The sequence below is a fragment of the Brevibacterium sp. HMSC063G07 genome (genome assembly GCF_001810665.1).
Taxonomy (GTDB): domain Bacteria; phylum Actinomycetota; class Actinomycetes; order Actinomycetales; family Brevibacteriaceae; genus Brevibacterium.
The window spans coordinates 1-6,507 of the sequence record NZ_KV802343.1; the positions used below are offsets into that span (position 1 = coordinate 1).

Below are 6,507 nucleotides of genomic sequence, written 5' to 3' on the forward strand. Positions count from 1 at the left end.
CAAACGCCTAGGAACAAAACCCGGGGCACTTCAAGCCGTCACGTTTGATGTCGCCACACACCCCGCTCGCAAGGGCGGGGTTTTCGCGTGTGTGCGGGTGGCTGCGGCACCGCTACACGTGACACTGTCACGATGCTTGCGCCGGTATCGGCGACGGGGCATATACACGTCTGCCCCGTCGCCTGGATCATCCGCCACATGGCTGGCGGTATGTCGCGCTGCTGTTATGCGCGGTTCTGGCCGGCATAGTCTTGTGTGGACTTGAAATATGCCGAAGACGGGGCCGTGGGTGCAGCAAAGACAGCAGCGTGGACAGAGCAGATTTCAGCAGCTGTGCTGCTGAAGATGCAACCGCGACGGCAGATGACATGCGGCGGACGCCGCATAATGGACGCGTCGTGAGATACGCCAATATCCATCTCGGCAGGCTTGCCGTGATGGAGCGTTTCGTGATGACCCAAACACGACACATCGATGCTGGCATATCCGAATACATATCGACGGGATATATCGGATTGCCAGCATCGATGTGTCGTGACGTAAAGCATGGGTCATCACACAAGGTGCAGCGCCAGCTGCACTATTGGGCATCTTGACCGGAGCGCAGCGGAGGGCAAGACAGCACCAGCCAGACCGAGCGAGCGAGGTCTGAGACTGGGGCTGTAGGGGGCGGCGCGCCAGCGCCGGGCACCGGGTTATGCGAGCGCCAGCGAGCAGTAATACCCGGTGCAGTGCCTCGGCTATGCCGAGCGCCGGAGCGCAGCGGAGGCGTCGCACCCCCTTATGCCCTTTTCCCCCTTCTACCCCTATAACGACAAACATATAGGGGTTTTGACACAGAAGGGGGCTGCGACCTGCGTGTTTCGGGTCTTAATGCGGTCTTCGACCCTTACCCGAAACGGCCCGTTGATGCGCGAAGCGCACATGGTGCCTACGCAAAACCTGCAGGTCGCCACGCTGTGCGCACCACATACGGCGTCAGCCACTGTATGTCGGTCTTAAAGTAAGGGCCGATGACGGGTGGAAACGCCGCTTGCGGCGTCTTCCCGCGTCATCGAGACACCTGCAGCGAGCCTGCGAGCGCAAGGTGTCTAACCGAACGGCAAGACCGACATCGTTTACGTGGTGCGCACAGCTCCACCCTGCACTCTGGCACCGCCGCCAGGCGGTCATTGCAGGGTGGTGAACATCCCGCAGCGAGCTATCCGCCGCCAGGCGGTGTTGATGCTGCTGCGGGGGTAACGACACGGGTCCGAGTAACACACTTCATATCGGCCCGTGCCACAAGCACACTATCGGTGCAGACGCATCACGTTCGCGGCGGTCATATGCGCGCAAGCGCATGTAACGGACACCGCCAGCGACGTGTGTTTCGCAGCCGTAGGCTCGCGGCAGATCCAGCGGCAGCTGCTGATGCAAATGTGTAGCGCCGCGACTCGATTGGTTCATCTTTGTGGCAGCGGCTGTACGGCCCTGTGGCGGCCGTAGACGCCTCGGATGGACGGAGTGCGCGTGCAGAAGAACAGTTTCAAGACGTCGCTGTTCGTCGTGTATCTGCCGAAGTCGATGTGCAAGGAGATCCCCGACTACTACACCAGTGAGGTGGACGGGCGCGAAGTGAAACGTCCGCGCTATGTCGCCCGCGACTACGAAGAAGCAAAGAAGTACCCCGAAGAGTCAATGCGCTGGCTTGCAGAAAACTTCATCCCCGGCGGTATCGACGCAGTCGCCGGCGGGGACATGAACTTCGACGAATCAACGCCACACATCCAGTTCCAGGCGGATACGTTCTCACCGAAGCCCGAAGATCCCGACAAGCTCCGCTGCCGCCCCGGCATCGCCTACAACACCGACACCTCAGTGCGGTACACATCCGGCCCGAAGAAGGGCAAGCAGATCTCGGGTAATCAAAAGTTCATCGACGCGCAACGCGGACTCCGGGAGCACATGCACGCGCTCGGTTACCCGGTAGAGCTAGAAGTCTCCGAACGACACGACGAGTCACTGAACCTCGACCGCTACACCGAGCAACAAGACCGGGAGCGCGACCTTGCCAGCCGCGAGAATGATGTGGAAGTCAAGAAGCGATCCGTGCAGCGCGACATGGACGCAATTGATCGTGACCGCGAGCAGGCTGCTAAGGAACTTGAACAGGCGCAAGAAGCCCGCGAAGCAGCCCAGCGCGTACAGGAGAATGCTGAAGCACAGGCTCGCGAGGTTGCCGAGCGTGTGCTCAAGGAAGCACGCGAGAAGGCCGAGCAAGAAGCCGAAGAGATCCGCAGCGAAGCACGCAAGGATGCTGAGCAGGAGTTGGGCCTGGCCGAAGCGCAAGCAGACGAGCTGCTCGAACGAGCCGAAGAGACTGCGCGGGCCAAGGCGGGCGATATTACAGCCGCAGCTCGCAGCGAAGCAGAGACGATCACTCGCAAGACCGACGAGGCCCGTAAGCAGGCTGAGCGCGACGCCGAGACGATCCGCAGCAAAGCACGAGATGAGGCCACGAGCATCCGCGACGAGGCCACACGCGACGCTGCAGTAACGCGCAAGGATGCCCGCGATGAGGCTGATCAGATCCGCCGCAACGCGCACACGGACGCCGAAGATGAAGCCGCCATCATCATCGAAGAAGCGGTGAAGTCAGGACAACAGTTGGAGCACTTGGATAAGAAGTTCCTGGTGCAAGAACTGCATCGCAGCCCAGAGTTGCTTGAGCGTTACACGCTGTTCAGGCAGTCGCAGACCTCAGGCAAGAAGGGCGGGGCGCAGCAGCGTGCACGCGAGCGCATCGAGAAGCGCCGCCAGCAGCAACAGCAGCGTGATCGTGATGGCGGTATGGAGTTGTAGCACTGCTCTCCCCTGCCCTGTACGGCCTTCTGCGGGCCTAACAGGGGGCCGTCGGCGTCGTAGGTCATTGGCGGCGGGTAAACGGCTGATATTCAGCGAAAATCGAAGAAATCTCGGCTAGGCGGGGCCGGTGTCACTACGTTGCGCAGTGAATTGGCCTGTTGAGTGGCGGAGATAGTGCGCAGCACGTCGGTGTGTACGACGGGGCATGTGCTGCGCAGAAGAGATGTCCGTAGAAGGGCCGACAGAATGTCGTTGTCATTCTGTTGCGTAGTAAAGGTGTCAATAGGATGACAAACCACTTCACTGCCCAATTCACATGTCATTAAAGTGACAGGGCATTTGATTGCGCAGTAAACGTGTCGATGAAATGGGTGCCCAATACACAGTGCAACCTACGTGTTAATGAAATGTCACAGACACTACATAGTGCAGTGAGTTGCGCAGCAGAAACGCCAGTAAAAGCACCGCACCACTGCACCGTAAAACTGCACAAGTGATTCGCAGCAAATTGGCGTGTGAAATGGTTGAAAAAATAACCCCGCAGGTTTCCCTGCGGGGTTTCGTAGTTAGAACGGTACTTCTTCGCCCTCAGCGCCAGCCAGGGCGGCGGTCGCCGCCTCGCCTCCGCGACGGGCAGCGCGAGCAGCGGACTCCTTCTTGGAATCGATCAGCTGCACCGTGTCGATGCGCGCCACCAGCGGGTACTGCTTCACACCGTCCTTGTCGGTGTAGACGTCGGTCTTGAGCGAGTAGCTCACCGCAACGCGATCGCCGGAGCCGATGCAGCCGAACACACCGGGGTTCGCGGCGTCCTGGACGTAGCCGGTCAGCTCCACGATCTCGCTTTCCACCTTGCCGGTGGACTTGTTCTTGAAGGTGTTGCGCGCATAGACGCTGAGCTTCACCGTCGCGCCGCCGTTTGCGTGCTCGAACAGCTTGGGTGCGCGAGCTGCGTTGCCGACGATGGTGCCGTTGTTGAAGGGGTTGGACATGTTGGTTCTCCTTACGTGAGTGGGTGTGATTTGCCGTGCAATTTGGGTACTTAAGCAGCTGCTTTGCTGCTGCGGGGCGGTTGCGCTGTCGTTACAACACTGCCCAGGGCAGCGGTGTGCCTGCCGCCTCTAGGTCGCGCAGTTCTTGTGCTGCGCCCGGATCGGCGTCCTCGCCGTCGATGCCGTCGGCGAGCTGGTAGAGCAGTTCCAGGTCGGTGTGGGTGATGTCGCGCATCACGTGCCTCCTTGTTCGGATTGATGGTCAATCCGTCTGTTGGAGACAGCTCTGCTGTCTAAAGGTCACTCCCCTGCCTCGTTGCGGTGTCTGTCGTCGCAAGCCAAGGCCCCGCGAGAAAAAGAAACCCCGTTGCATTGCTACAACGGGGTGTGTGGTGCTACTCGGCAAACAAGATCGTGCGGGTCTTCTCAGCGCCCTCGCGGACAAGCTCGACCATCCGCTCGCCCTGGCCGATATCGGTCAGCTTCGCCACCAGCGACGGGAAGTTCTCGTCTGGCCCGATCTCGGTGGCTCGCTGCGCAGCCACGCCAGCTAGCCCCGGCTGGCCTGTGGCGTGAGCGAGCACGGCAACAGTGGCGGTGAGCTGCGAGCGCATGCCTGGCCAGCTGGTCGGGACAGCGCGCATAACCTTCTCTATGAACGCAAGGCCCGCCTGCGGGTCATCGAGCAGTGCGGCAAGCAGCGTGTCCCGCAAGCGCGGCGTGGTGAAGCATTTCAGCGCAGACCGAACAGCGCGAGCGCTCGGCTGGGTGATCCCTGCCGCCGCCTGCTCATACTCACGCTGCAGCACGTCTGCGAACATGGGCGGGATATACGCCAGCGCGTCTTCGATGATGTCGGCGTGCTCGGCAGCGTCGATGCCGTGGTCAGTGCTGTTCAACCGTGCCTCGATGTCGTCTTTGCTCGGCTCCGGCAGCTCGCCGGTGTGCTCTAGCATCTGCTGCAGCGCCGCTGATGCGGCGACCTCGCCGACAACACCGTGGCGCGGCTCGTCGATGAGCGGATGCTGGTACACAGACCACCAAGCAGCCCCAGTGACGATCTCGGGCACCTGCACCACCCCGAGCAGCGGCGGTAGCGGCGAGGCCCCGCTGGTGAGGTACGTGGCCGTCTCGTCGAAGACCGGCTGCGCAATGTCATCGCTGATCATGTACGCGATAACAGCGTCGAGTTCGAGGTGGTGGACCCACGCTGCGAACCGCTCGCGGCTCTCGGTGAGCTTCTCCACTGCTTCGTCCAGGTCGAACCGTGCGACCGGGCCGAGGCGGACGGTGTCGACGCCCTCGTCGTCGACGAAGAACGCGAGGATCAGCGAGTTGTTCGGGTAGAACCCGAGGATGCCGGGGAGGTTCGCGAGGATCTCGCCGTGGGATGCAAGCGTGTGAGAATGGGTGGACATGGCAGTGCTCCTTTGCACGAATACGGGGTGTATGTGGTCAATCCCGTATTCGGCCCGGCTCTGCCGGTCGCAGGCGTATCCCAGCAGTGCAGCACTCATGTGTGCCGAGCGTCGCTAGCGCAGCCTGATGCCTTCTCGCCGGGTGCGAGCGCTAGCGACGCAGCCTGTGCTTAAGCGTCGGCTTCGATGCGCTTGAGAGCGCGATAGATCGTCGGCCGCGAGACGTTAAAGGTGCGCGCTACAGCGCTGACGGACTTGCCGCCGTCGATAAGCTCCTTGGCCATCTGCGCCTGCTCAGCGCTGAGCTTCGGCTTGGGGCCGGCGACCCTGCCCTGTGCGCGGGCGTGCGCCACGCCCTCACGGGTGCGCTGGACAAGCAGGTCACGCTCCCACTCGGCAAGACTTGCCATGACGTTGATAACCACCTTGTCGGTGGGCTTCGACGTGTCCAGCGCTGGCTCCAACACCTTGACGTTGATGTCACGCTCGGCGAGGTCAGCGATGGTGTTCACGGTGTCCGCGAGGCTGCGGCCGAGCCTGTCCAAGCGCGTGACAACGAGCGTGTCGTCGGGGCGCATGTACGCCAGCGCGTCATCAAGACCAGGCCGTTGCCAGTTGGTGCCGGAGATGGTGTCTGAGTAGATGTGGTCCGGGTCGCAGCCAGAGCCTGAACGCTCAGATGACTTCGAGCCTGACTTCTAGCCTGGAACCGCTGGTAGAAGTAGCTGTATCTGAGGCAATGTCGAAAGAGCCTAAGAGCCTGCACGAGGCAGCAGAAGCCTCTAAGAAGGCTCGCAGCGCTCTGCTCCAGGAGAAGGAGTCCAACGAAAAGCTGCTGGAGGAGATACGCGCAGAACGCAAGCAGTATAACGACGATATGGAAAAGTCGAACACGAACTTTATTAAGGCCTGCATGTCTGCCTCGTGGATTGCAGCCAGTGTTCTCTTCGTTGCTATCGCACTCGTTGCTGTCGGAGCCTTGGGGAACGGGCTGCTAAGTATGCTCGGCATACCCGACGGCGTGTCTGCCTTGTGGGGTCACGTCCAGGAGGCCAACGGCATCGGCCCAACACTGGGCTGGTTGGCGTTAACACTTATCGTCATAGGGGTTCTTATAGCGCTTATGACCTGGATGTTGTCCCAGGCTGCGCCGGGTATTGCTCACTTAGTCGAGGAATACCGTCGCAATCACCCGAGGAAAGAAACGAACCACTAACTAGGGCGTGTCTCCTAATTGTGGGCCTGTGCTC

At 61.0% G+C, this 6,507-nt stretch carries 7 protein-coding genes; 3 read left to right on the plus strand and 4 right to left on the minus strand.

The annotated features are described in order from the left end of the window. Positions 1 to 308: 308 nt before the first annotated feature. Positions 309 to 596, plus strand: a complete 288-nt coding sequence (locus HMPREF2757_RS11655) for a hypothetical protein (protein ID WP_141750166.1) — start codon at positions 309 to 311, stop codon at positions 594 to 596. A 910-nt stretch (positions 597 to 1,506) separates the two neighbouring features. Further along, the gene (locus HMPREF2757_RS03855; RefSeq protein WP_218079068.1) at positions 1,507 to 2,844 is read left to right on the plus strand and encodes a coiled-coil domain-containing protein; all 1,338 of its coding nucleotides are present in this window, start codon (positions 1,507 to 1,509) and stop codon (positions 2,842 to 2,844) included. Between the two features lie 569 nt (positions 2,845 to 3,413). On the opposite strand, the gene HMPREF2757_RS03860 is transcribed toward HMPREF2757_RS03855, so the two are convergent. The 4 genes from HMPREF2757_RS03860 to HMPREF2757_RS03870 form a co-directional block, all read right to left on the minus strand. Then, complete coding sequence (locus HMPREF2757_RS03860; protein WP_016456430.1) at positions 3,414 to 3,839, minus strand: single-stranded DNA-binding protein; 426 nt, start codon at positions 3,837 to 3,839, stop codon at positions 3,414 to 3,416. Between the two features lie 91 nt (positions 3,840 to 3,930). Next, positions 3,931 to 4,074 carry a hypothetical protein gene (locus HMPREF2757_RS11865; protein WP_016456431.1) on the minus strand — a complete coding sequence of 48 codons (144 nt, stop codon included), beginning with the start codon at positions 4,072 to 4,074 and terminating at the stop codon, positions 3,931 to 3,933. A 160-nt stretch (positions 4,075 to 4,234) separates the two neighbouring features. After that, a complete protein-coding gene (locus HMPREF2757_RS03865) occupies positions 4,235 to 5,257 on the minus strand; it encodes a DUF4192 domain-containing protein (RefSeq protein WP_049181628.1) in 1,023 nt (340 codons plus the stop codon). A gap of 170 nt (positions 5,258 to 5,427) precedes the next feature. Next, positions 5,428 to 5,901 (minus strand): recombinase family protein, encoded by a 474-nt coding sequence (locus tag HMPREF2757_RS03870; RefSeq protein WP_080972893.1) that lies wholly within the window; start codon positions 5,899 to 5,901, stop codon positions 5,428 to 5,430. Positions 5,902 to 5,936: 35 nt separating this feature from the next. On the opposite strand from HMPREF2757_RS03870, the gene HMPREF2757_RS03875 reads away from it, so the two are divergent. Continuing rightward, on the plus strand, positions 5,937 to 6,473 hold the full coding sequence (locus tag HMPREF2757_RS03875) for a hypothetical protein (protein ID WP_218079069.1): 537 nt from the start codon (positions 5,937 to 5,939) through the stop codon (positions 6,471 to 6,473). Positions 6,474 to 6,507 lie beyond the last annotated feature (34 nt).

Excerpts from the sequence above, each read along its gene's own strand:
- HMPREF2757_RS03875 (WP_218079069.1), top strand. The coding sequence starts at position 5,937 with ATGACTTCGAGCCTGACTTCTAGCCTGGAACCGCTGGTAGAAGTAGCT.
- HMPREF2757_RS03860 (WP_016456430.1), bottom strand. The coding sequence starts at position 3,839 with ATGTCCAACCCCTTCAACAACGGCACCATCGTCGGCAACGCAGCTCGC.
- HMPREF2757_RS11865 (WP_016456431.1), bottom strand. The coding sequence starts at position 4,074 with ATGCGCGACATCACCCACACCGACCTGGAACTGCTCTACCAGCTCGCC.
- HMPREF2757_RS03865 (WP_049181628.1), bottom strand. The coding sequence starts at position 5,257 with ATGTCCACCCATTCTCACACGCTTGCATCCCACGGCGAGATCCTCGCG.